The sequence below is a fragment of the Pseudomonas sp. OF001 genome (genome assembly GCF_904426495.1).
GTDB lineage: Bacteria > Pseudomonadota > Gammaproteobacteria > Pseudomonadales > Pseudomonadaceae > Geopseudomonas.
Genome location: NZ_CAJGBM010000017.1, coordinates 1 through 24693, shown reverse-complemented (window position 1 = coordinate 24693; position 24693 = coordinate 1). Strand labels below are relative to the sequence as shown.

21 protein-coding genes are annotated in these 24693 nt (G+C 69.8%); 9 read left to right on the top strand and 12 right to left on the bottom strand.

Annotated features, from left to right (window positions below):
* Window positions 1-34 precede the first annotated feature (34 nt).
* Window positions 35-1606, top strand: coding sequence for a YdgA family protein (locus RA210_RS11745; RefSeq protein ID WP_201486574.1), 1572 nt, complete (start codon window positions 35-37; stop codon window positions 1604-1606).
* A 36-nt stretch (window positions 1607-1642) separates the two neighbouring features.
* On the opposite strand, the gene RA210_RS11740 is transcribed toward RA210_RS11745, so the two are convergent.
* Window positions 1643-2635, bottom strand: coding sequence for a patatin-like phospholipase family protein (locus tag RA210_RS11740; protein ID WP_201486573.1), 993 nt, complete (start codon window positions 2633-2635; stop codon window positions 1643-1645).
* 142 nt (window positions 2636-2777) lie between these two features.
* Here RA210_RS11740 and selD point away from each other — a divergent pair, with 142 nt between their 5' ends.
* From selD to RA210_RS11705, 7 genes are all read left to right on the top strand, one after another.
* The gene (gene selD / locus RA210_RS11735) at window positions 2778-3812 is read left to right on the top strand and encodes a selenide, water dikinase SelD (RefSeq protein ID WP_201486572.1); all 1035 of its coding nucleotides are present in this window, start codon (window positions 2778-2780) and stop codon (window positions 3810-3812) included.
* A complete protein-coding gene (gene mnmH / locus RA210_RS11730; RefSeq protein WP_136488973.1) occupies window positions 3812-4912 on the top strand; it encodes a tRNA 2-selenouridine(34) synthase MnmH in 1101 nt (366 codons plus the stop codon). Before selD ends, mnmH begins: the two co-directional genes overlap by 1 nt.
* A 376-nt stretch (window positions 4913-5288) precedes the next feature.
* Window positions 5289-6107 (top strand): TOBE domain-containing protein, encoded by an 819-nt coding sequence (locus tag RA210_RS11725; protein WP_201486571.1) that lies wholly within the window; start codon window positions 5289-5291, stop codon window positions 6105-6107.
* Between the two features lie 22 nt (window positions 6108-6129).
* The gene (gene modA, locus RA210_RS11720; RefSeq protein ID WP_136488971.1) at window positions 6130-6885 is read left to right on the top strand and encodes a molybdate ABC transporter substrate-binding protein; all 756 of its coding nucleotides are present in this window, start codon (window positions 6130-6132) and stop codon (window positions 6883-6885) included.
* Window positions 6886-6900: 15 nt separating this feature from the next.
* On the top strand, window positions 6901-7581 hold the full coding sequence (modB, locus tag RA210_RS11715; RefSeq protein WP_136488970.1) for a molybdate ABC transporter permease subunit: 681 nt from the start codon (window positions 6901-6903) through the stop codon (window positions 7579-7581).
* Between the two features lie 19 nt (window positions 7582-7600).
* The gene (gene modC / locus RA210_RS11710; protein ID WP_201486570.1) at window positions 7601-8746 is read left to right on the top strand and encodes a molybdenum ABC transporter ATP-binding protein; all 1146 of its coding nucleotides are present in this window, start codon (window positions 7601-7603) and stop codon (window positions 8744-8746) included.
* Between the two features lie 71 nt (window positions 8747-8817).
* Window positions 8818-9096 carry a hypothetical protein gene (locus RA210_RS11705; protein ID WP_136488968.1) on the top strand — a complete coding sequence of 93 codons (279 nt, stop codon included), beginning with the start codon at window positions 8818-8820 and terminating at the stop codon, window positions 9094-9096.
* Window positions 9097-9100: 4 nt separating this feature from the next.
* Here RA210_RS11705 and RA210_RS11700 read toward each other — a convergent pair whose 3' ends face one another.
* Window positions 9101-9910: a cytochrome c gene (locus tag RA210_RS11700; protein WP_201486569.1), complete on the bottom strand. Its 810-nt coding sequence runs from the start codon at window positions 9908-9910 to the stop codon at window positions 9101-9103.
* A 101-nt stretch (window positions 9911-10011) separates the two neighbouring features.
* On the opposite strand from RA210_RS11700, the gene RA210_RS11695 reads away from it, so the two are divergent.
* Complete coding sequence (locus RA210_RS11695) at window positions 10012-10899, top strand: AEC family transporter (protein ID WP_201486568.1); 888 nt, start codon at window positions 10012-10014, stop codon at window positions 10897-10899.
* Window positions 10900-11468: 569 nt separating this feature from the next.
* On the opposite strand, the gene cobA is transcribed toward RA210_RS11695, so the two are convergent.
* The 10 genes from cobA to RA210_RS11645 all read right to left on the bottom strand — a co-directional run.
* Complete coding sequence (gene cobA, locus RA210_RS11690; protein ID WP_201486567.1) at window positions 11469-12233, bottom strand: uroporphyrinogen-III C-methyltransferase; 765 nt, start codon at window positions 12231-12233, stop codon at window positions 11469-11471.
* A gap of 192 nt (window positions 12234-12425) precedes the next feature.
* Window positions 12426-15128, bottom strand: a complete 2703-nt coding sequence (locus RA210_RS11685; protein ID WP_201486566.1) for a nitrate reductase — start codon at window positions 15126-15128, stop codon at window positions 12426-12428.
* A gap of 87 nt (window positions 15129-15215) precedes the next feature.
* Window positions 15216-15533 carry a nitrite reductase small subunit NirD gene (nirD, locus tag RA210_RS11680; protein WP_136488963.1) on the bottom strand — a complete coding sequence of 106 codons (318 nt, stop codon included), beginning with the start codon at window positions 15531-15533 and terminating at the stop codon, window positions 15216-15218.
* Between the two features lie 115 nt (window positions 15534-15648).
* Window positions 15649-18099 (bottom strand): nitrite reductase large subunit NirB, encoded by a 2451-nt coding sequence (nirB, locus tag RA210_RS11675; RefSeq protein WP_201486565.1) that lies wholly within the window; start codon window positions 18097-18099, stop codon window positions 15649-15651.
* A gap of 280 nt (window positions 18100-18379) precedes the next feature.
* The gene (locus RA210_RS11670) at window positions 18380-19519 is read right to left on the bottom strand and encodes a TIGR03364 family FAD-dependent oxidoreductase (protein ID WP_201486564.1); all 1140 of its coding nucleotides are present in this window, start codon (window positions 19517-19519) and stop codon (window positions 18380-18382) included.
* Window positions 19520-19529: 10 nt separating this feature from the next.
* Window positions 19530-20543 carry a putative 2-aminoethylphosphonate ABC transporter substrate-binding protein gene (locus RA210_RS11665; protein WP_201486563.1) on the bottom strand — a complete coding sequence of 338 codons (1014 nt, stop codon included), beginning with the start codon at window positions 20541-20543 and terminating at the stop codon, window positions 19530-19532.
* Window positions 20544-20563: 20 nt separating this feature from the next.
* Complete coding sequence (locus RA210_RS11660; protein ID WP_201486562.1) at window positions 20564-22270, bottom strand: putative 2-aminoethylphosphonate ABC transporter permease subunit; 1707 nt, start codon at window positions 22268-22270, stop codon at window positions 20564-20566.
* Window position 22271: 1 nt separating this feature from the next.
* On the bottom strand, window positions 22272-23321 hold the full coding sequence (locus RA210_RS11655) for a putative 2-aminoethylphosphonate ABC transporter ATP-binding protein (protein WP_201486561.1): 1050 nt from the start codon (window positions 23319-23321) through the stop codon (window positions 22272-22274).
* Between the two features lie 124 nt (window positions 23322-23445).
* Complete coding sequence (locus RA210_RS11650; protein WP_236574726.1) at window positions 23446-24312, bottom strand: LysR substrate-binding domain-containing protein; 867 nt, start codon at window positions 24310-24312, stop codon at window positions 23446-23448.
* Between the two features lie 254 nt (window positions 24313-24566).
* A partial coding sequence (locus RA210_RS11645; RefSeq protein ID WP_201485342.1) for an aldehyde dehydrogenase family protein occupies window positions 24567-24693 on the bottom strand: 127 nt, incomplete at its 5' end.

Sequence of the window (24693 nt, the reverse complement as noted above, 5' to 3'; positions counted from 1 at the left end):
GCGCCATTCTCCTTCACTCAATGGAAGAGTCGACATGCACAAGACAGGAATCGCCCTGGGTCTGATCCTCGCCGCGGGCGCCGCGGTCACGCTGCCGCCCTGGTATAGCGGCACGCAGCTGGAGGGCACGCTGCAGGCCGCGCTCGAGCGCGGCAACCAGCAGCTGCGCGAGGCGCTGCCCGGGCAGGGCGCCAGCCTCGAACTGGTGGCCCTCGAGCGCGGGATCTTCTCCAGTACCGCTCGCTACCGGATCGCCTTCGGCGAGGCCGAGGGCGCCGATGGCGACCCCGCCGAGCTGCTGTTCAGCGACCGGATCGAGCATGGCCCGCTGCCGCTGTCGCGCCTGGCGTCCTTCGAGCTCGCGCCGGTCCTGGCGGTCAGTCGCTTCAGCCTCGAGCGCAGCGCGGCGGTCACGCCCTGGTTCGCCGGCGCGGGCGGGGCGGTGCCGCTGAGCGGCTACCTGGTGCTGGGCTATGACGACAGCGTGACGGGGCGGGTCAGCCTGCACCCCCTGGAGCTGGCTTCCGACCAGGGCCGGTTGCGCTTCTCCGGCATCGACCTGGCCCTGACGCTGGGCGCGCAGGCGCAAACCGTGCAACTGTCCGGCGGCATGGACAGCCTGACCTTCGATTTCCCCCGCGACGGGGAGGTGGCGCAGGTCCGCCTCTCCGGCCTGAGCCTGAACAGCGAGCACCGCCTCGGCGCTTCCGGCTTCTATGTCGGCGGCAGCCGCCTGGCCCTGGCCCGCGTCGAGCTGCTCGACGCGGACCGCCCGGGGCTGCTGGTGGAGAACTTCGTGCAGACCGACCGGATCGAGGAGCAGGGCAGCCGCCTGAGCGCCGCGCTCGACTACGAGGTCGGCAGCCTCGGCTACGGTGGCAAGCCGCTGGGTTCGGCCAGCCTCGGGCTGACCCTGGGCAATCTCGACGTGGCCGCCCTGCAGCGGCTGGAGAGCTGGTACAAGGAGCTGCTCGCGCGCATGAATGAGCCGCAGGCGCAGCCCGTCGCATTGACCGACAGCGACGAAAGGCGCCTGCGCGATGGTCTGGAGGCGCTGCTCGCCGGCAAGCCGAGCGTGTCGCTCGATCGGCTGGCTCTGAGGACCGCCAGCGGCGAGAGCCGCTTCGACCTGCGGGTCGAGCTGGACAGGCCGCAGTCCTACGAGTTGCCGCCCGCGGAGCTGGCCCGGCAACTGATCGGCAGGCTGGAAGCGCACCTGGTGCTGGGCAAGCCGACGATCCGCGACCTGATGAACTTCCAGGCGTCCCTCGACCCGGACGCCGATCAGGGCGCGGCGGCCCTGCAGGCCGAGGAGGTGGCCGAGCTGGCCGCGATGATCGCCACCAGCATGCAAGTCGGCCGGGTGGAGGGGGAGGACATCGTCAGCCGCCTGAGCTATGCCGGCGGGCAGGTCGACTTCAACGGCCAGGCCATGCCAGCCGAGGAGTTCGTCGCCATGCTCGCCGGCATGGCGCCAGGATCGCCCCTGGAGCTGATGCCGGGAGTCGTCGACGGGGAAGGCGAACTGGCCGGTCTGGAGGAAGAAGCGGGCGAGGGCTACGACCTGGAGTCCGTGTCGGAAGGCGGTGCGCCCGGCGGCGAGTGAGCGGCCGGGCGGATGCTGGCAGCGGGCGCGGCTGCCTCAGTCGTGGTGCTGCTCGTACTTGTCCAGCGCGTCGCCGGCGATCTGCCGGCCGAGGGCGATCAGCTCCGGCGCCTTGTAGAACTCGAAGAAGCGGCACACCCGCTTGGGCACGTTGACCAGGATATCCGGCGGATAGCCGGCGATCTTGTACTGGGCCAGCGAGTTCTGCATCACGTCGATGCTCTGGTTGATCATCTCCAGCAGGCTGTCCGGCGCCTCGTTCTCCACCACGTGCAGGTGAGTGGCCTTGGCCGCGGCGACGCCGTGGGTGGAGCCGCCCGCCAGCTGCGCCTCGTGTCCCTCGAGCAGCACCGGCAGTTCCGGCCCGCCGCGCCGGCGGAACGGCAGGCGCGCGCCGAGGGCGCCGATCGACGTCATCATCTGGTCGAGACGGTTCTTCATCGCCTGCGGCCGCTCGATCACCGGCAGCTCGTACTGCAGCTGGTTGCTGGCGTTGACGTTGACCGCGACTATCAGGTCGCAGCGACTGGACACCACCGGCACGATCGGGATCGGGTTGAGCAGGCCGCCGTCGACCAGCACCCGCGAGCCTTGCACCACCGGGGTGAACAGGCTGGGAATCGCCGCCGAGGCGCGCATCGCCTGGTGCAGGCAGCCTTCCTGGAACCACACTTCCTGCTGGTTGGTCAGGTCGGTGGCCACCGCGGTGTAGGGGATCGGCAGGTCCTCGATGTTGATTTCGCCGAGAAAGGCGCGGATGCGCCCGAACACCCGCTCGCCGCGGATCGCGCCCATCGAGAAGCTGACGTCGAGCAGGCGCAGCAAGTCCAGGTAGTCGAGGGTTTCCACCCAGCGGCGGTATACCGGCAGCTTGCCGGCGGCGTAGATGCCGCCGATCACCGCCCCCATCGAGCTGCCGGCGACGCAGGCGATGTCGTAGCCGCGTGCCTCCAGCTCCTCGATCACCCCGATGTGCGCATAGCCGCGCGCGCCGCCCGAGCCGAGCACCAGTGCGACAGTCTTGCCCATGATCCTATCCCCCTGTCCTTGCGGGCCGGACAGCAGTGCCTGCCCAGGGCCCTGTTTCCAGTATGGCCCCGAACGACCCCGCAGGTCTTGCCCCGTAGCGTTTGCTAGAATCGCCGCCATCGCGAATTCCCCGGAGTGACTCATGAGCGAACCGATCCGCCTCACCCAGTACAGCCACGGCGCCGGCTGCGGCTGCAAGATCTCCCCCAAGGTGCTGGAAGTGATCCTCGCCGGTAGCGGCGCGCAGAACCTCGACCCGAAACTGTGGGTCGGCAACGCCTCGCGCGACGACGCCGCGGTGTACGCCATCGACGAGGAGCGCGGCGTGGTGTCCACCACCGACTTCTTCATGCCCATCGTCGACGATCCGTTCGACTTCGGTCGCATCGCCGCCACCAACGCGATCAGCGACATCTACGCCATGGGCGGCGACCCGCTGATGGCCATCGCCATCCTCGGCTGGCCGGTCAACGTGCTGGCGCCGGAAGTGGCCCGCGAGGTGATCCGCGGCGGTCGCGCGGTGTGCGACGAGGCGGGCATCCCGCTGGCCGGCGGCCACTCCATCGACGCCCCCGAGCCGATCTTCGGCCTGGCGGTCACCGGCATCGTCGACAAGCGCTTCATGAAGCGCAACGACACCGCCACCGCGGGCTGCCGGCTGTACCTGTCCAAGCCGCTGGGCATCGGCATCCTCACCACCGCCGAGAAGAAGGGCAAGCTGCGCGCCGAGGACGTGGGCCTCGCCCGCGACTGGATGTGCACCCTGAACAGGCCGGGCGCGCGCTTCGGCAAGCTGGAGCAGGTGAAGGCGATGACCGACGTCACCGGCTTCGGCCTGCTCGGCCACCTGGTGGAGATGGCCGACGGCAGCGGCCTGACCGCGCGCATCGACTACGCCGCGGTGCCGCGCATCGCCGGTGTCGAGCACTACCTCGATGAGGGCTGCGTGCCCGGCGGCACCCTGCGCAACTTCGACAGCTACGGCGAGCGCATCGCCCCGCTGCCGGAAGCGCAGAAGCTGCTGCTGTGCGACCCGCAGACCAGCGGCGGTCTGCTGATCGCCGTGGCGTCGGAAGGCGAGGCCGAGTTCCTCGCCGTCGCCGCCGAGCTGGGCCTCGCGCTGGCGCCGATCGGCGAGCTGGTCGCCCGACAGAGCCACGCGGTAGAGGTGCTCTGATGCGTCCCAACAGTGCCCATTACCGCGACATCTTCCTCAACGACCTGCCGCTGATGGACGTGCGCGCCCCGGTGGAATACACCAAGGGCGCCTTTCCCCACACGGTCAACCTGCCGCTGATGAACGACGTCGAGCGGCAGAAGGTCGGCACCTGCTACAAGCAGCACGGCCAGGCGGCCGCCATCGAGCTGGGCCACCAACTGGTGCGCGGCCCGCTCAAGGCCGAGCGCATCGAGGCCTGGGCCGCCTTCGCCCGCGCCAACCCCGACGGCTACCTGTACTGCTTCCGTGGCGGCCTGCGCTCGCAGATCACCCAGCAGTGGCTCAAGGAAGAGGCTGGCATCGACTACCCGCGGGTGATCGGCGGCTACAAGGCGCTGCGCAACTTCCTGATCGACACCACCGAGGCTGCGGTCGCCGAGTGCGACTTCGTCATCGTCGGCGGCATGACCGGCACCGGCAAGACCGAAGTGCTCGCCCAGCTCGGCAACGCCGTCGACCTGGAGCAGCACGCCAACCACCGCGGCTCCAGCTTCGGCAAGCACGCCACCGGGCAGCCGGGGCAGATCGACTTCGAGAACCTGCTGGCCATCGACCTGCTGAAGAAGCGTGCGGCCGGCATGCATTCCTTCGTCCTTGAGGACGAGAGCCGGCTGATCGGCAGCTGCTCGCTGCCGCTGCCGCTGCACCAGGGCATGCAGGAGTACCCGCTGGTGTGGCTGGAGGACAGCCTGGAAGGGCGCGTCGAGCGCATCCTCGGCGACTACGTGATCGACCTGTCCGCCGAGTTCGTCGCCCTGCACGGCGAGGAACAGGGCATGCTCGCCTTCGCCGAGCGCCTGCAGCAGAGTCTGAAGAACATCGTCAGGCGCCTGGGCGGCGAGCGCTACCAGCGCCTGGCGGCGATCATGGACGAGGCGCTGGCCGAGCAGCAGCGCAGCGGTAAGGTCGACCTGCACCGCGGCTGGATCGAGGGGCTGCTCGGCGAGTACTACGACCCGATGTACGCCTACCAGCGCGAGAGCAAGGCCGCGCGCATCGAGTTCAGCGGCGACCAGCAGGCGGTGGTCGACTACCTGCGCCAGCGCGCCCGGCGCTGAGCTTCCCGCCGTGCAACGGGAAGGGGGCGCAGCTGGCCGGCTACGCCCCTTTCGCGTTCCTGGGGATCGCTCAGGCCGGCACGCCGAGGATCGCGCTGGATGCCTCGATCACCGCGCCTGGCTGCACGGAGGCGACGCTTCCCTCGAAGACGTTGCCTGCGCCGATTTCCATGACGCACTCCTGCCGCGAGTCATGTAGGGTCTGCAACATTCGCTATGTCGCTTGTGACATAGCGAATATCGGTAAGCCGGTGGCAGGCCCATGGGCAACAGCGTAAGGGCGCGGCTTTTGGCCGTTCAACCATAGGAAAGACGGTTTGGCATGCAGGTTGCCTTGTATGAATCCGTGAATACAGATAACCAGGTAGCAACCGCCATGACCACGACCGCCACCCGTTTCCTGGCGCGCATGTCGCTGGATACCGACGTCGGTACCGCGCTGTCCGATACCCGCATCCGCCTGCTCGAGGCCATCGAGCGCGAGGGCTCGATCAACCGCGCGGCCAAGGCCGTGCCGCTGTCCTACAAGGCGGCCTGGGACGCCATCGACACCCTCAACAACCTGGCCCCGGAGCCGGTGGTGGTGCGCGTGGCCGGCGGGCGTCAGGGCGGCGGCACGCAGCTCACCGAGTACGGACGGCGCATCGTGGCCATGTACCGTGCCCTGGAGATCGAGTACCAGGGCGCCCTCGATCGCCTGTCGGCGCGCCTCGGTGATGTCGGCGGCGGCGACATCCGGTCCTTCCAGCGCCTGATGCACTCGATGAGCATGAAGACCAGCGCGCGCAACCAGTTCGCCGGCACCGTCAGCGGCCTGCGCGTCGGCGGGGTGGACTACGAGGTGCGCATCCGCCTGGACGCGCAGACCGAGATCGCCGCCATCATCACCCCGGCCAGCGCCGACAATCTCGGCCTGGCCATCGGCAAGGAGGTGTTCGCCCTGGTCAAGTCTTCCTCGGTGATGCTGGCCACCGAGCGCGGCATCCGGCTCACCGCGCGCAACCAGCTGTGGGGCGAAGTCGCCGCCGTCCACCAGGGGCCGGTGAACAGCGAGGTGACCCTGGCCCTGCCGTCCGGGCGCAGCGTAACCTGCGTGGTCACCGCCGAGAGCTGCGCGGCGCTGGGCATCGCCCCCGGGGTGGAGGCCTGCGCCTTCTTCCAGTCCTCCAGCGTGATCCTCGCCGCCTGGGACTGATCTTTCGACAAGGAGTCCAACCATGAGCCTTTCGCTGTCCCGCCTGTCCGTTGCCCTGGGTTCCGTCCTGCTGGCCTGCGCCGCCCGGGCCGGTGAGGTGCAGGTCGCCGTCGCCGCCAACTTCACCGCGCCGATCAAGGAGATCGCCAGCGCCTTCGAGAAGGACACCGGCCACAAGCTGGTCGCCTCCTTCGGGCCCACCGGCGGTTTCTACGCGCAGATCCACAACGGCGCGCCCTTCGAGGTACTGCTCTCCGCCGACGACGGCACGCCGCAGAAGCTGGAGGAGGAGGGGGCCGGCGTGCCGGGTTCGCGCTTCACCTACGCCATCGGCAAGCTGGTGCTGTGGTCGGCCAGGCCGGACTACGTGGACGGCCGGGGCGAGGTGCTCAGGCAGGGCGGCTTCAGGCACCTGGCCATCGCCAACCCGAAGACCGCGCCCTACGGCCTGGCCGCCACCCAGGTGCTGGACAAGCTGGGGCTCAGGGCGACGCTGGCGCCTAAGCTGGTGGAAGGTGCCAACATCGCCCAGGCGCACCAGTTCGTCGCCACCGGCAATGCCGAGCTCGGTTTCGTCGCTCTGTCGCAGGTGTACAAGGATGGCCGGATCACCGGCGGCTCGGCCTGGCTGGTGCCGGCGGAGCTGCATGAGCCGATCCGTCAGGATGCGCTGATCCTCGCCAAGGGCAAGGACAACCCGGCAGCCCGGGCGCTGGTCGACTACCTCAAGGGCCCGCAGGCCGCCGCGGTGATCCGCGCCTACGGCTACGACCTCTGACCCGGAGCTGCGGCCATGCCACTGACCGCCCAGGATCTCGCCGCCATCCGTCTGACCCTGGAACTGGCGTCGTTGACCACCGTGCTGCTGCTGCTGATCGGCACGCCGATCGCCTGGTGGCTGGCGCGCACGCGCTCGCCGCTGAAGGGGCCGGTGGGGGCGGTGGTGGCCCTGCCGCTGGTGCTGCCGCCCACGGTGCTGGGCTTCTACCTGCTGGTGACCCTGGGACCGCACGGCCCGGTCGGCCAACTGACCCAGGCGCTGGGCCTCGGCACCCTGCCGTTCACCTTCGCCGGCCTGGTGGTCGGCTCGGTGTTCTATTCCATGCCCTTCGTGGTGCAGCCGCTGCAGAATGCCTTCGAGGCGATCGGCGAGCGTCCGCTGGAGGTAGCGGCGACCCTGCGCGCCGGCCCCTGGGACACCTTCTTCAGCGTGGTGCTGCCGCTGGCCCGGCCCGGCTTCATCACCGCCAGCATCCTCGGCTTCGCCCACACGGTGGGCGAGTTCGGCGTGGTGCTGATGATCGGCGGCAACATTCCCGAGCGCACGCGCACCGTGTCGGTGCAGATCTTCGATCACGTCGAGGCCATGGAGTACGCCCAGGCCCACTGGCTGGCCGGTGGCATGGTGCTGTTCTCCTTCCTCGTGCTGCTCGCGCTCTATTCCAGTCGCCGCGTCAAGGCGGGGCTGGGCTGATCCGGTGGAGGATTCTCGGATGTCCGCAGCTCTGGAACTCGCCGCCGCCAACAGCGCCAACACGGCCAGCGCGCCGGCCGATGGCATCCGTGCCCGTTTCCGCCTGGACTATGCCGGCTTCGTGCTGGATGTCGACCTGCAGCTGCCCGGCCGTGGCGTCACCGCGCTGTTCGGTCACTCCGGCTCGGGCAAGACCACCTGCCTGCGCTGCGTCGCCGGCCTCGAGCGGGCGAGCGTGGCGCATCTCGAGGTCAACGGCGAGCTGTGGCAGGACAGCGAGCGCGGCCTGTTCGTGCCCACCCACCGCCGCGCCCTGGGCTATGTGTTCCAGGAGGCCAGCCTGTTCCCGCACCTGTCAGTGCGGCGCAACCTGGAGTACGGGCTGAAGCGCATCGACAAGGCGACGCAGCGGGTCTCCTGGGAGCGGGTCATCGAGCTGCTCGGCATTGGCCACCTGCTCGAGCGCATGCCCGGGCGGCTGTCCGGCGGCGAGCGGCAGCGGGTCGGCATCGCCCGCGCGCTGCTCACCAGTCCGCGCCTGCTGCTGATGGACGAGCCGCTGGCGGCGCTGGACCTCAAGCGCAAGCAGGAGATCCTGCCCTACCTGGAGCGCCTGCACGACGAGCTGGACATCCCGGTGCTCTACGTCAGCCACTCGCCGGACGAGGTGGCGCGGCTGGCCGACCATGTGGTGCTGCTCGATCAGGGCCGGGTGGTCGCCCAGGGCCCCCTGCAGCAGACCCTGGCGCGCCTCGACCTGCCCACCGCCCTCGGCGAGGACGCCGGGGTGGTGATCAAGGCGCGGGTGGCCGACCACGATCCGGCCTACCACCTGACCCGCCTGGTCTTCCCCGGCGGCGCGGTGCTGGTCGCCCGGCGCCCCGAGGCGGTCGGCCACAAGCTGCGCTTTCGCGTGCATGCCCGCGACGTCAGCCTGGCGCTCAGCCGCTGCGAGGACAGCAGCATCACCAACGTGCTGGCCGCCACGGTGTGCGAGCTGGCCGAGGCCGACACCCCGGCCCACGTGCTGGTGCGCCTGGACGCTGGCGGCACGCCGCTGCTGGCGCGCATCACCCGCCGCTCCAGCGACCATCTCGGCCTGGCGCCGGGGTTGCAGCTGTGGGCGCAGATCAAGGCGGTGGCGCTGCTCGGCGAGGGGGGATGAAGGGGGCGTGTCCGCATGCGTGGCATTCATGCCCTAGACTTGGCGTATTTCCCCGTGCTGGAGACGTGCCAATGAAGAGCTGGATAGTGCTGCCGGTACTTGCCCTGACCCTGGTCGGTTGCGCCGGCAAGACGCAGAATCGCGATGGTTGCGCCTACTCGGTAGATGCCGCCTGGAAGGAGCTGGACATCGCCAAGGCCGAAGGCTTCGCCGGCACGGTCAGCTATTCCAAGGCCCTGTCGCTGATCACCGCGGCCAAGACCCAGCAGCAGTTCGAGGCCTACGACAGCTGCGTGAAGAAGGCCGAGCGGGCGCGCTACTACATCCGCGAGTCGCGCGCCGGGCGCTGACCGTTCAGTTGTCGGCGGCCACCTTGCGCCCGGTCATGTGGCGCAGGTAGGCCAGCAACTGGTCGAGCTGCGTCTCGCTCAGCGCCGCCTCGCCGAAGCCGGGCATGCGTGCCTGCGGCCAGTGGCGCAGGGCCTGCGGGTCGCGGATGTAGCGGCGCAGCAGGTCGGCGCGCAGGTACTCGGTGGGGTTGTAGGGCACGTTGAGGTCGGGGCCGAAGGCGGCGTCGCCTTGTTTGTTCAGGCGGTGGCAGGCCAGGCAGTGCTTCTGGAACTGGGCGAAGCCGAGGTTGACCGGATCCTCCGCCGCCAGCGCAGGGTCCGGGCGCAGCGCCGGGAAGCGCTCGGCCACGGCGGGGAGCACGCGCAGGCGCACCATGCGGAACGGCCATTGCTCCGGGCCGATCTGCTCGGTCTCGGGATTGGTCCATACCAGATAGAAGGGGCCGGCGCTCCTGCCGGCCTTGCCCAGGGCCGGCCAGGGCGCTGCCGGGTCCTCCACCGCCAGCCAGGCGCGCGCGCCGGCGGCGTCGAGCAGCGCGGCGGCGGGCAGTTCCGCAGCGAAGCCATCGTCGGCCACCGCCTGCAGGTGCTCGCCGGGCCGCACGCCCGGTAGCAGCTCGGCCACCGGCAGCGCGCGGTAGCGCATGGCGCGCTTGTAGCTGACGTCGGCGGGAATCTCGATCTCGCGGCTGGCCGGGTGGGCGAGCAGTTCGGCGCTGCCGTAGCGGCGCGGGCCGTCTGCCAGCTCGACCAGCAGTTCGGCGGCGCCGGCCAGGGGCGCGAGCAGGACCAGCAGCAGCGGCAGGAGGCGCATGGCAGAGCTTCCGACAGGGGGACGATGACGCGCAGCCTAGCAAACTTGGCAGGGCGCGTCCCCGGCGCGTAGCATCGGCTTCTTTTGCGCAAGGACAGGACATGCTGGCCGAGTTGTTCGCCGTGATGGCGCCGGTGCTGATCGTCGCCGGGATCGGATATGGCTGGGTGCGTTCGGGACAGGGCTACCCCACCGACTTCGTCGCCCGCCTGGTACTCAACGTCGGCACGCCCTGCCTGGTGCTGTCGACCCTCAGCCGCACCGAGGTGGACGTCCAGGCCTTCGGCCAGATGGCTTTGGCGTGCGTGGCGGTGTCGCTGGTCATGGGCCTGATCGGCCTGGCCCTCAGCCGCGCCATGGCCCAGGACTGGAAGGTGCTGGTGCCGGCCTACCTGTTCCCCAATACCGGCAACATGGGCCTGCCGATCAGCCTGTACGCCTTCGGCGAGCAGGGCCTGGCGCTGGCGGTGGCGTTCTTCCTGATGCTCTCGGTCGGCCACTTCACCCTCGGCATGATCCTCTCCGGTGCCGAGCGCTCGTGGCGCAGGCTGCTGGTCAACCCGATCATCCTCAGCCTGTGTGCGGCGCTGGCGGTGATGCTGCTGGACCTCGAACTGCCGCGCTGGCTGGCCAACACGGTCAACCTGCTGGGCGGCCTGGCGATCCCGATGATGCTGATCACCCTCGGCGTGTCGCTGGCGAGCATCCGCGTGCAGCACATCGGTCGCGGCATCCTGCTGGGCGCGCTGCGGATTCTCTGCGGGGCGGCGGTGGGCTGGGGGATGGGCGTGGCGCTGGGCCTCTCGCCGCTGGCGCACGGGGTGCTGGTGCTGCAGTCGGCGATGCCGGTGGCAGTGTTCAACTACCTGTTCGCCGTGCGCGCCAACCGCTCGCCGGAGGCGGTGGCGAGCCTGGTGATGTGTTCGACAGTGCTGTCGTTCGTGCTGCTGCCGCTGCTGCTGGCCTGGTGGATGCCGATCGCGCGCTGAAGCGACGCTCGGCGCCGTTTCAGCCGATCATTCGACTCAGGTTAGGCAGTACCAGCAGGAGGGTGATGGCGAATACGGCCAGGGCAGCCTGACGCCATTTGGTATTGAACTTGATCATTTCGGGGCCTGTTGTTTTTGTTGGCCTGTCGTTATCCACGCGGTCTGGCGTTGTCGCTCGAGTCCTGGTGCACCGCGCAAAGTTTGTCAGTGCCACTCTAGATGCAGAATGCACGCCAGATTAGATGTTTTCGATGCAAAAAGTTTCCCGAGCTGCCAGCTGGGTTATCGGCTGGTCCGCAGATGCCTGCCGAGGCCTGATGCAGAGCCGTTGCGCTGCCGCAGCGGGGTGAGCTGCGGCGCTTTGACCGTTGGTCGGGATTTTGGCGGTGCGGCACGCTTGTCCGTTTTCCGCCGCGCGATGTGCGGGCGAATGTTACCACAGGTAGCGGTGACGACGGCGTGACGGCTGCGCCCCCAGTCCGTGCGGAGGCGCGGCCAACCGCCGCACTTGCGGGGCGGTCCGCTCCATGCAGGAGTTCGCGCGTGTTGCAGGCGTGGGGCGGCCAGGCTCAGCGCATGCCGACCGCCGCGAGCAGGTCGCTCGGCCCGGTCTGCTCGGCATTCTGACGGGCTGCTGCCACCTCGCCGATCACCAGGATCGCCGGGCTCTGCAGGCGGAAGGCGGCGGCGTCCTGCTGCATGGCGCCGAGGCTGCTGCGGCACTCGCGCTGCTGTGGCAGCGAGGCGTTCTCGATCATTGCCACCGGCATGGCGGCGGGCATGCCGCCGGCCAGCAGGCCGTCGCGGATGTCGGCCAGCTTGGCCACGCCCATGTAGACGACGAGCGTGGTGCCGCCCTGGGCCAGCGCCGGCCAGTTCAGGCTGCTGTCGTCCTGGGTGTGGGCGGTGACCAGGGTCACGCCGCGGGCCACGCCGCGCAGGGTCAGCGGGATGCCGCATTGGGTGGCGCCGGCGAGTCCTGCGGTGATGCCGTTGACGATCTCGCTGGCCACGCCGCGTTCGGCCAGCCAGTCGGCCTCCTCGCTGGCGCGGCCGAAGATGCACGGGTCGCCGCCCTTCAGGCGCGCCACGCACTTGCCCTGGCGGGCGTAGCGCAGCATCAGGCGGTGGATGAACTCCTGTGGGGTGGAGCGGCAGCCGCCGCGCTTGCCGACGCCGATGACCCGGGCCTGTGGGCAGTGCTCGAGCACCGCCGGGTTGACCAGGTCGTCGATCAGCACCACCTCGGCCTCGCCGAGGGCGCGCACGGCCTTGAGGGTCAGCAGTTCCGGATCGCCCGGGCCAGCACCGATCAGCCAGACTTTTGCGCTCATGTTCACCACCTCTCTCGTGTCGCTTGTCGGCGTTGCCACGCCGGCGGGGCATTCATCGATCTGCGTAGGGTGGGTTAGCCGCCTCGCGGCGTAACCCACCATCGATGCCGTCAGGCATCGCGATTGCCGGCCTCGTGGCCGGTCGGTGGGTTACGACCTGCGGTCTAACCCACCCTGCGGTTCGTCACTGGTTCAGGCCGGGGCCTTGGCCAGCAGCCGCTTGATCTCCGGTACGCAGGAGCCGCAGCTGGTGCCGCACTTGAGTTCCTGCTTGAGGCCGTCGAGGTCGAGGCCGCGGGCGATGCCGCCCTGGATCGCCGCCTCGCTGACGTTCATGCAGCTGCACAGCGTCTTGCCCTTGCACGCCCCGGCGTTGCCCGGCGGGGTGCTCAGCGGGGCGAGCAGCCAGCGGCGCAGCTCGGCGTCGGCCTGGCCGTCCTCCCACAGCGCCTTCAGCCAGTCGCGCGCGGCAGTCTCGCCGGCCAGGCGGATGGCGGTGATGCGCCCGTCCTCGATGCGCACGCGCTTGCCGACGGTGCGTCGCGGGTCGTCGTAGGCCAGCACCGGGCCCTGGTCGAGGTCGAGCAGGGCGTCGATGCGCGCCAGCAGGGCGGCGTCGGGAGCCACCGCGCTGGCGGCCTTGACCAGCAGCGCCGGGCGCTCGCGACCGGTGAGGGTCAGGCTGGCGTAGGCGAAGTCGTCCAGCAGCGGGCGCAGCGCGGCGAAGCGCTGCTGCACGTCGCCTTCGACCAGGGCGAACAGCTGCCAGGGCAGCTCGACCTTCTCCGCCTCGACGCCGGCGTGCTTGAGTTCCGGCTGCTTGGACAGCGGGTCGTAAGCCGGCAGGGTCAGCACGTTGATGCCCAGGCCCTTGAGGAAACGGTCGCCCCAGTGCATCGGCAGGAAGGCCTGGCCGGGACGCACGCCCTCGTCGGCCTGCACCGGCACGATCAGCGAGCCGCGGCGGCTGCGCAGCCTGACCAGGTCGCCGCTGGCCAGACGCCGGCGGCGCAGCTCCTCCGGGTGCAGGCTGAGCACGGCCTCCTCGACGTGGCCGAACAGCCGGGCGACGGTGCCGGTGCGGCTCATGCCGTGCCACTGGTCGCGCAGGCGGCCGGTGTTGAGGGTCAGCGGATAGCGCGCCTCGCGCTTCTCCTGCGGTGCGCGGTACGGATCGGCGACGAAGTTGGCGCGGCCGCTGGCGGTGGGGAACACCCCGTCGGCGTACAGGCGCGGCGTGCCGGCGATGGCGCCGGCCGGGAACGGCCACTGCTGCGGGCCGAGGTCGTCGAGCAGCGCATGGCTGAGGCCGGACAGGTCGAGGTCGCGGCCGGCGGTGAGCAGCTTGTACTCCTCGAACAGCGCGGCCGGGCTGGCGAAGTCGAACAGGCTGGGCTGGCCGGGGCGCAGCTGGCGCTCCAGGCGGCGGGCGAAGTCGCAGACGATCGCCCAGTCCGGCCGGGCTTCGCCGGCGGGCGGTACGGCGCGGCGCACGTGGCTGACGCGGCGCTCGGAGTTGGTCACCGAGCCTTCCTTCTCGCCCCAGCCGGCGGCGGGCAGCAAGAGGTCGGCGTAGCGGCAGGTCTCGGTGGTGGCGTAGGCCTCCTGGACCACCACGAACGGGCAGTTGCTGAGGGCCTCGTGGATCTTCTGCTGGTCGGGCATCGACTGCGCCGGGTTGGTGCAGGCGATCCACAGCGCCTTGACCTTGCCGATCCTGACCGCCTCGAACAGCTCGACGGCGCTCAGGCCGGGCGCCTCCGGCAGGGCGTCGACGCCCCAGTAGCCGGCGACCTCGGCGCGGTGCCCGGTGTTGCCGGCCTCGCGATGGCCGGGCAGCAGGTTGGCCAGGCTGCCGGTCTCGCGCCCGCCCATGGCGTTGGGCTGGCCGGTCAGCGAGAAGGGGCCGGCGCCCGGCTTGCCGATCTGCCCGGTGGCCAGGTGCAGGTTGATCAGCGCGCTGTTCTTGGCGCTGCCGCTGCTCGACTGGTTGAGGCCCATGCACCACAGCGAGAGGAACGACGGCGCCTGGCCGATCAGTTCGGCGCACAGTTGCAGGTTTTCCACGGAAATGCCGCAGATGTCCGCTACCGCCGCCGGGGTGTAGTCGCGCACCAGTTTCTTCAGTTCGTCGAAGCCCTCGGTGTGGGCGTCGATGAAGGCGCGGTCGATCCAGCCTTCCCACAGCAGGATGTGCAGGATGCCGTGGCACAGCGCCACGTCGGTGCCCGGCAGGATCGCCAGGTGCAGGTCGGCCAGCTCGCAGGTGTCGGTGCGCCGCGGATCGACGACGATGATCTTCATCTCCGGGCGGGCGACCTTGGCCGCTTCCAGGCGGCGGAACAGCACCGGGTGGGCGTAGGCCATGTTACTGCCGGCGATCAGCAGGCAGTCGCTCTGCTCGATGTCCTCGTAGGAGCAGGGCGGGGCGTCGGCGCCGAGGCTGCGCTTGTAGCCGACCACCGCCGAGGACATGCACAGCCGCGAGTTGCTGTCGATGTTGTTGGTGCCCACCAGTGCCCTGGTCAGCTTGTTGAAGGCGTAGTAGTCCTCGGTCAGCAGCTGGCCGGAGATGTAGAAGGCCACGCTGTCCGGGCCGTGCGCGCGGATGGTCTCGGCGAACACGTTGGCGGCGTGGTCGAGGGCGCTGTCCCAGTCGCTGCGGGTGCGCGCCAGAGCCTTGCCCAGGCGCAGCTCGGGGTGCAGGGCACGGGCGGCCAGGTCGCCGGTCAGGTGCAGGGTCGAGCCCTTGCTGCACAGGCGGCCGTAGTTGGCCGGGTGCGCCGGGTCGCCCTGTACGCCGGTGATCCGCTCGCCGTCGTGCTCGATCAGCACGCCGCAGCCGACGCCGCAGTAGCAGCAGGTGGAGGCGGTGGTCTGGGTCGGCCGGGTCATGGCTGTCGCTCCGTCGTGGTTCAAGCGTAGGGTGCGCCGTGCGCACCGGATGGGCGTGTCTGGGGTGCGCGCGGCGCACCCTACGGGTCAGGCGCAGTCCTTCAGCGCCAGCAGCACGCGGCCGCCCTCGACCTTGACCGGGTACTTGTGGCTGCAGCCGACGTCCGGCTCCAGGGCCTCGCCGCTTTCCAGGTCGATCTGCCAGTTGTGCAGCGGGCAGGCCACGCGCTTGCCGTAGATCAGCCCCTGGGAGAGCGGGCCGCCCTTGTGCGGGCAGCGGTCGTCAATGGCGAACACTTCATCTGCGGAAGTCCTGAACAGCGCGATGTCGCCCTTGGGTCCGGCGACGATGCGCGCGCCGAGCACGTTGATCTCTTCCAGGGCACAGATATCCAGCCAGTTCATGTCGTTTCTCCTCAATCTCGTTCGGTCGCTCGCGGTGTGGGTGGCAGGTGCCGGTCCTGCCGGTGCGGCGCTTTCCTGGACGCCGACCGGCAGGACCCGCCCCTGGCAGGCGGGGTCAGGCGGGTTCCATCACCCTGACCGGGATGCGCTCGAACTCCTTCTTCAGCGCCGGGGTTTCGATCTGCTGCTTCCACGGGTCCTGTTCGAAGGTCAGGGCGAACAGCAGGCGCTGGTGCAGTTCCTTGCGGCGCGCCTCGTCGCCGAGGACGATCTTCTTGATGTGCTCCAGGCCGACGCGGTGCATGTAGTGCACGGTGCGCTCCAGGTAGAAGGCCTCCTCGCGGTACAGCTGCAGGAAGGCCAGGCTGTATTCCATGACTTGCTCGGCAGTCTTGACCTTGGTGAAGAACTCGCCGGCTTCGGTCTTGATGCCGCCGTTGCCGCCGACGTACAGCTCCCAGCCCGAATCGACACCGATGATGCCGACGTCCTTGATGCCGGATTCGGCGCAGTTGCGCGGGCAGCCGGAGACCGCCAGCTTGACCTTGTGCGGCGACCACATGCCGAACAGCGCGTGCTCCAGGTCGATGCCCATCTGCGTCGAGTTCTGCGTGCCGAAGCGGCAGAACTCGCTGCCGACGCAAGTCTTCACGGTGCGGATGGACTTGCCGTAGGCGTGGCCGGAGGGCATGTCGAGGTCTTTCCACACCCCCGGCAGGTCGTCCTTCTTCACCCCGAGCAGGTCGATGCGCTGGCCGCCGGTGACCTTGACCATCGGGATCTGGTACTTGTCGGCGACGTCGGCGATGCGGCGCAGCTCGGACGGGTTGGTCACCCCGCCCCACATGCGTGGCACCACCGAGTAGGTGCCGTCCTTCTGGATGTTGGCGTGGGCACGCTCGTTGATCAGGCGCGACTGGGGATCGTCCCTGGCTTCGCCCGGCCAGGTGGAGATCAGGTAGTAGTTGAGCGCCGGGCGGCAGGTGGCGCAGCCGTTGGGGGTGCGCCACTCCATGAAGGCCATGGTGTCGGCCAGCGAGGTCAGGTGCTGCTCGCGGATGGTCTTGCGCACCTGGCCGTGGTTGTAGTCGGTGCAGCCGCACACCGGCTTCTCGCTCTTGGGCTTGACGTCGGCGGCGCCGCCGACGGTGTTGATCAGGATCTGCTCGACCAGGCCGGTGCACGAGCCGCAGGAGCTGGCCGCCTTGGTGTGCTTCTTGACTTCGTCGAGGCTGAACAGGCCGTGCTCCTGGATGGCCTTGACGATGGAGCCCTTGCACACGCCGTTGCAGCCGCACACTTCCATGTCGTCGGGCATCGCCGTGGCCTTGTCCTGGCCCTGGTGGCCGGCGTCGCCCAATGCATTTTCACCGAACATCAGGTGGTCGCGGATCTCGGCGACGTTGTGGTTCTCGCGGATCTGCCGGAAGTACCAGCTGCCGTCGGCGGTGTCGCCGTACAGGCAGGCGCCGACCAGCACGTCGTCCTTGATCACCAGCTTCTTGTATACGCCGCCGATCGGGTCGGCGAGGGTAATGGTCTCGGTGCCGTCCGCGCCCATGAAGTCGCCGGCGGAGAACAGGTCGATGCCGGTGACCTTGAGCTTGGTCGAGGTCACCGAGCCCTCGTAGCGGGCGAAGCCGAGCTGGGCCAGGTGGTTGGCGCACACCTTGGCCTGCTCGAACAGCGGGGCGACCAGGCCGTAGGCGATGCCGCGGTGGCTGGCGCACTCGCCGACCGAGTAGATGCGCGGGTCGAAGGTCTGCAGGGTGTCGTCGACCAGGATGCCGCGGTTGCACGGCAGGCCGGCACGCTCGGCCAGCTCGGTGTTGGGGCGGATGCCGGCGGCCATCACCACCAGGTCGGCGGGGATCACATCACCGTCGGCGAACTGGGCGGCGCATACCCGGCCCTCGCCGTCGTCGAGCAGGGCGGCGGTCTGGGTGCTCAGGCGGAACTGGATGCCGCGCGCCTCCAGCGCGCTCTGCAGCAGCTGGCCGGCGGTCCTGTCGAGCTGGCGCTCGAGCAGCCAGTCGCCGAGGTGCACCACGGTGACGTCCATGCCGCGCAGCTTCAGACCGTTGGCGGCCTCCAGGCCGAGCAGGCCGCCACCGATCACCAGCGCGTGCCTGTGGGTCCTGGCGGTGTCCATCATCATCTGGGTGTCGGCGATGTCGCGGTAGCCGATCACGCCGGTCAGGTCCTTGCCGGGAATCGGCAGGATGAACGGGTTGGAGCCGGTGGCGATGATCAGGCGGTCGTAGCCGACCTCGCTGCCGTCCTCGGCGATCACCTTGTGGGCGTGGCGGTCGATGTCCACCACCTTGCAGCCGATGCGCAGGTCGATGCCGTTGTCCCTGTACCAGTCGAGGTCGTTGAGCACGATCTCCTCGAAGGTCTGCTCGCCGGCCAGGACGGGGGAGAGCAGGATGCGGTTGTAGTTGGGGTGCGGCTCGGCGCCGAACACGGTGATGTCGTACATGTCCGGCGCGAGCTTGAGCAGCTCCTCCAGGGTCCGCACCCCGGCCATGCCATTGCCGACCATCACCAGCTTGAGCTTGTTCATGGTTTCTCTCCCATCGCGGAAACCGACCTGCGAAAAACAAAAAAGGCGTCCTGCCGTTGCCAGCAGGACGCCTTTGTCCGGATCCCGAATCGCTCGGGGAGCGCGCCCCTCGCCGTTGAGGGTTACGCTCGATGAATTGTCGAATTCTCTAAAGCAGATAACGTGCCAGATTCTCTGATGCGGCTATTGGTGGAGTTTGCGCCGGGGAGTGCCTAATCGAGCGCATGGATCGGCACCGCTTTGATGCGGCTTGCGTCGTTATGGTGCGTGCCTCCTCCCGTCAGCCGGCCGGCTCGCCGAGCAGCGCCGCAATGGTCCGCTCGCCCAGCGCCGGGCCGACGCTCATGCCGAGGCCCGTATGCATCAGCATGGCGGTGACGCCCTCGGCGGCTTTCGTGACCGAGAACGGCGCCGGTCCGCGCCCGCCGTACACCCCCTGCCAGCGCTCGACCACCCGCAGCGGGGTGGCCAGGGTGTGCTCGGCCAGTTGCAGCAGCAGCCGGTCGACTTCCTCGGCGTTGAACGGCGAGGCGTCCTGGCCGTAGTCGTGGGAGTCGCCGATGATCAGCTCGCCACTCGGCGTCGGGCTGACCAGCAGGTGGATGCCGAAGCGCTCCAGCGCCGGGCACTCGCGGCGGATCTGCTGGCGCACCGCCTCGGCTTCCGGCAGGTCGGCGAAGGCGCCGTAGTGCACGCCGGACAGGCCGGTGAGCACCGCATGCTGCAGGTCCAGCGCCTGCTGCGGGGCGACGCGCAGCATCTGCAGGCGGCAGACCTGCGGCTCCAGCGCGCGCAGCTGCTCGGCGAGCAGGGTCAGGTAGTCGTGACCGGAGCAGACGACGATCTGCCCCGCCTGGAAGCGCCCGGCGGTGGTGTGCAGCAGGCCCGGCTCGACGTCGCGCACCAGGGTGGCGAAATGGAACTCCACGCCGTGCTCGCGGGCCAGCCAGGCGGCCAGCGCCGGCAGCGCCTCGCGCGAGTACAGCTGCTGGTCGTCGAAGCCGTGCAGGGCGGCGCGGTGGTGGCGGAAGCGGCCGGCATAGATGCTGCCCAGCGCCTCACGGCCGAGCAGCTCGACGCGGTAGCCGTGCGCGCGGGCGCGGCCGGCGCAGAACGCCTCCAGCAGCCGTTCCTCGGCCTCGCTGCGGGCGAACAGCAGCGAGCCCTCGCGCTTGACCGCAAAGCCCGCGGCCTGCGCCCAGCCGGCCCAGATCGGCCGGCTGGCGCGGGCCAGCTCGAGCATCGGACCGGGCGCCTGGCCGGTGATCAGGCCCATGCCGAAGTTGCGCACCGAGGCGCCGAGGGCGCGCTCGCTGCGCTCGAACACGCGCACCTTGAGGCCGCGACGGGCGGCGGCATAGGCGTGAGCCAGGCCGAGGATGCCGGCGCCGACGATGGCGATGTCGCAGTGGTTGCTCATGCCGGGCTCCTCACTGCTTCTCGGACTTGCCGTCGTAGCGCTGGCGCCACTCGGCGAGGATGCGCTCGCGCTCCTTCGAGGCCCAGGCGAAGTCGTTGGCGATCAGGCGCTGCTCGTAGTCGGCCGGCAGCTCGCTGATGCGCTGGGCGATGCCCGGCTGGGCCAGCACGGCGAAGTTCTTGCTGTACAGCTGCATGGCCTCCGGACTGGCGGCGAAGTCGGCGAGCTTGCGCGCCGCCTCCCCGGCATCGCTGCCCTTGAGGATGGCGGTGGCCTCCACCTCCCAGCCGAGACCCTCCTTGGGCAGCACGATGTCCAGCGGCGCGCCCTGGCGCTGCAGCTGGATGGCGGGGTACTCGAAGGAGATGCCGATCGGGAACTCGCCGGCGGCGGCCAGCTTGCACGGCTTGGAGCCGGAGTGGGTGTACTGGCCGATGTTGGCGTGCAGCTTGTCCATGAACGCCCAGCCCTGCTGCTCGCCGAAGGTCTGCAGCCAGGCGCTGACGTCCAGGTAGCCGGTGCCGGAGGAGGCCGGGTTGGGCATGACGATCTTGCCCTGGTACACCGGGTCGGTGAGGTCCTCCCAGCGTACCGGCTTGGGCAGGCCCTGCTTTTCGGCCTCGACGTGGTTGAAGCACACGGTGGCGGCCCACACGTCCATGCCGACCCAGCTCGGCGGATTGGCGGCGTCGCGGTACTTGGTATCGATGTTGGCGAGGTTCTGCGGCGCGTAGGCCTCCAGCATGCCCTGCTGGTCGAGGATCGCCAGGCTGGAGGCGGCCAGGCCCCAGACCGCGTCGGCCTGCGGGCGATCCTTCTCGGCCAGCAGCTTGGCGGTGATGATGCCGGTGGAGTCGCGAACCCAGCGGATCTCGATGTCCGGGTGCTTTTTCTCGAAGGCTTCCTTGTAGGCCTTGAGCTGCTCCACCTCGAGGGCGGTGTAGACGGTCAGTTCGGTGGCGGCCTGGGCCTGCAGGCTGAGGCCGGCGGCTACGGCGATGGCGAGGGCGAGACGTTTGAGCATGGTGGTTCTCCGGGAGTGAGTCAGGGATTCGGGTCCTGGCGCCAGGCCTGGCTGCGGCGCAGCAGGCCGCGCGAGGCGGCGGCCAGCAGCAGGGACACGGCGGCGGAAGTGAGCAGGATCAGGGTGGACATGGCGGCAGCGCCGCCGACGTTGCCGGCGTCGTCCATGTTCAGCACGGCGATGGCGGCGAGCATGCTGTCCGGGCTGTAGAGGAAGATCACCGCCGACACCGTGGTCATCGCCGAGACGAACAGGTAGCGGACGATGTCCAGCAGCGCCGGCAGGCATAGCGGCAGGGTGACGCGCAGGTAGTGGCGGAACAGCGGCACGCGCAGTGACAGGGCGGCGGCCTCGAACTCGCCGTCGAGCTGGCGCAGCGCGGTGCTGGCGGTGATCTGCGCGGTGCTCAAAAAATGCGCCACGGTGCACAGGGTGAGCAGCAGCAGGCTGCCGTACAGGCCGCCGAGCGGGTTGCCCGGCAGGTTGAAGAAGAACACGTAGCCGAGGCCGAGCACGAGACCGGGCACCGCCATGGGCACGAAGCACAGCAGGCGCAGGACCTGGGTGAGGGCGTCCTGGCGGGTCTTCTCCAGCAGCCAGGCGCCGGTGAAGATCAGGAAACCGCCGATCAGCGCGCTGGCGGAGGCCATCAGCAGGCTGTTGAAGTACGGCTGCCAGCCGCCGGGCAGGTCGGCGAAGGCGTAGTGGCGCAGCGACAGCGACAGGTTGTACGGCCAGAAGGCGACCAGCGACGAGTACACCGCCATGCCGAACACCAGCAGGAGCAGGCTGCACAGGGCGATCACCACGGCGAGGAAGGCGGCGTCGCGGCGCGGTGCAGGCTGCGGGCGGAACACCTGGGCGCGACCGCTCATCGCCTCGCGCTGGCGGCGGCGCAGCCAGGCGTCGACCGCGAAGCTGAGCAGCGCCGGCACCAGGAGCACCAGGCCGATCAGCGCGCCGCGGCCGAACTGCTGCTGGCCGACCACCGCCTTGTAGGCCTCCAGCGCCAGCACCTGGTAGTCGCCGCCGATCACTACCGGCACGCCGAAGTCGGTGATGGTCAGGGTGAACACCAGACAGAAGGCGGCGAATACGCCCTGGCGGCTGCCCGGCCAGGTGATGCTGCGGAACGCCTTCCAGGGACTCGCGCCCATGCTCGCCGCGGCGTCGAACAGCCGCGCGTCGGCCAGCGCCAGCGCCGAGAGCAGGATCATCAGCGCGTGGGGGAAGGTGTAGATCGCCTCGCCGAGGACGATGCCCCAGAAGCCGTAGATGTTGTCGTCCAGCAGCTCGCGCAGCAGCCCCTGGTTGCCGAACAGGTAGATCAGCGCGATGCCCGGCAGCATCGACGGCGCCAACAGCGGCAGCAGGGAGATGCCGCGCCACAGGCCCTTGGCCGGGATCAGGGTGCGCTGCAGGGCGTAGGCGAACAGGTAGGCCAGCGGCACCACGATCAGCGCCACGGTCAGCGCGACCTTGAGGCTGTTGCCGAGCAGCCAGCGGAAGTTGGCGCTGGCCAGCAGCTCGGCCGCAGCGGCGAGGCCGCCGCCCTGGCCCGGCTCGCCGGCAAAACCGCGCCAGAGCATGGCGGTCAGCGGCAGCAGCACGGCGAGGACGAGGAGGGCGAGCATCAGCCACTTGCCGCCGTCGACGAACAGGCGGTCGGCGCGGGCGCAGCGCAGGCCGGCGCGGGCGCCGGCGGGGAGGGAGAGGGTGCTGTGCATGTCAGGCGAACACCTGCAGGCGGTGCGGCGGCAGGGCGACCCACAGCTCGCCGGCCGGGTGCGGCAGCGCCTCGGGGGCGACCTCGGCCTGCAGGGCGTGGCCAGGCAGCTCGGCCAGCTCGAAGCTCAGCCGGCAGCGGTTGCCGAGGAAGGTGATCTCGCGCATCTGCGCGCGGCACAGGTTCGGCTCGTGCACCGGCGGGTTGATGACGATGGCCTCGGGGCGGCAGAACAGCCGGCCGCGCTCGGCGCCGGCCGCCACCGGCAGGCGCAGGTCGAGGTTGCCGACCCGGGCGAAGCCCTCGCCGCTGCGCTCGAACGGCAGCCAGTTGCCCTGGCCGACGAACTCGGCGACGAACGGGCTGGCCGGCTGGGCGTAGATCTCCCTTGGGGTGGCGTACTGCTCGACGCGGCCGTGGTTCATCACCGCGATGCGGTCGGCCATCAGCATGGCCTCGTCCTGGTTGTGGGTGACCATCAGGGTGGTGATGCCGAGCTGGCGCTGCAGGGCGCGCAGCTCGGTGCACAGGTGCTCGCGCACGCGGGCGTCGAGCGCCGACATCGGCTCGTCAAGCAGCAGCAGCGAGGGCGCCGGGGCCAGCGCGCGGGCCAGGGCGACGCGCTGCTGCTGGCCGCCGGAGAGCTGGCCGGGATACTTCTTCTCGCTGCCGGTCAGGCCGACCAGCTCGAGCATCTGCGCGACCCGCGCGCGGATCGCCTCGCGCTCGCTGCCGGTCAGGCCATAGGCGATGTTCTGCTCGACGGTCAGGTTGGGGAACAGCGCGTAGGACTGGAACAGGATGCCGTAGTCGCGGGCCTGCGGCGGCAGCGCGGAGATGTTGCGGGCACCGATGTGCAGGGTGCCGCCGTCCTGGCGCTCGAGGCCGGCCACGCAGCGCAGCAGGGTAGTCTTGCCGCAGCCGGAGGGGCCGAGCAGGCAGACCAGCTCGCCGGCGGCGATGTCCAGGGACACGCCGTCGAGGGCGGTGAAGCTGCCGAAGCGCTTGCGCAGATCGTGCACGCGCAGGTGCGGGGTGGACGTGGGGAGCATGATGCGTTCCTCGTGGAGCGGTATGACGCGACGAGGGTCATGCTAGGCGGACTGTGCGAAAGCCCTGTGGCAGTTGGGCAAAACCTGCCGATGGATGCATCGGGATTTTTGTGAAGCCGGGTTTTCAGTCCGGCTGTGCGGCGGCCTCGCGGGCCACGGCGAGGAAGGCCGCCGGCAGGCGGGCCAGGCGGCGTTCCTTCAGGCAGTACAGGTATTCGACGATCTGCGGCGCGCCCTCCAGCGCCAGCACGCGCAGCTCCGGGCTGTGCGGCACCTCGTGACGGGCGATGATGCTGACGCCGATGTTGCGCAGCACCGCCTCGCGGATCGACTCGCGGCTGCCGATCTCCAGCAGTGCCTGCGGGCGCACGCCGGCATCCATGAGCATCCGCTCGGTCAGTTCGCGGGTGGTGGAGCCGGCCTCGCGCATCAGCAGGCAGTGGCGGGCCAGGGCGGCCAGCGGCACGCTGCTCAGCGCCGCCAGCGGATGCTCGCGGTGCACCGCCAGCACCAGTGGGTCGCGGCCCAGTTCCAGGCGCACCAGGCGCGGATCGTCGAGGCGCTGCGAGGAGGCGGCGAGGTCGACGCGGAACTCGTCGAGCGCCTCCAGCACCTCCTGGGAGTTGCCGATCTGCACCGCCACCTCGACGCTGGGCAGGCGCTCGCGGAAGCGCTTGAGCAGGTCGAGCACGTAGTAGGGCGCGGTGGCGCCGAGGCGCAGGCTGCCCTGCTGCTGGCCGCTGTTGCGCAGGAAGAACTCGATGTCGGCTTCCTGCTGCAGCAGCGCGCGCACCCTGGGCAGCAGCTCGGCGCCGGCATCGCTGAGGGTCAGCCGGCGGCCGCCGCGGTAGAACAGCTCGATGCCGTAGCGCGCCTCCAGCTGGCGGATCTGGGTGGTCACCGTCGGCTGACTGAGGCCGAGCTTCTTCGCCGCCTGGGTGATGCTGCCCAGTTGCGCCACCTGGTAGAAAGCCTTCAGTTCGCTGCTCAACGCCGTCGCTTCCGGGGATTGGGGGTTCATTTTAATGCCAGCCGTACTCCACTGGCAGCGGGAGAGCGGTCTGACCGGGCAACTGAGCGGCCCGGGGCTGCCGAAGTCGCGGCCGGAGCGCGGGGCATGGAAAAAAAGCGCGGCCGAAGCCGCGCTGTGAAGAGGTGCTGCCGGAAACTGAGGGAAACCGGCAGCCACCCCGGACGGCTCCGACCTGCCGACCCTTGCGTCGGGGCGCGTGGAGAACGGCAGGGTCAGAAGAAGCCCAGCGGCTTGATGTCGTAGCTGACCAGCAGGTTCTTGGTCTGCTGGTAGTGGTCGAGCATCATCTTGTGGGTCTCGCGGCCCACGCCGGACTTCTTGTAGCCACCGAAGGCGGCG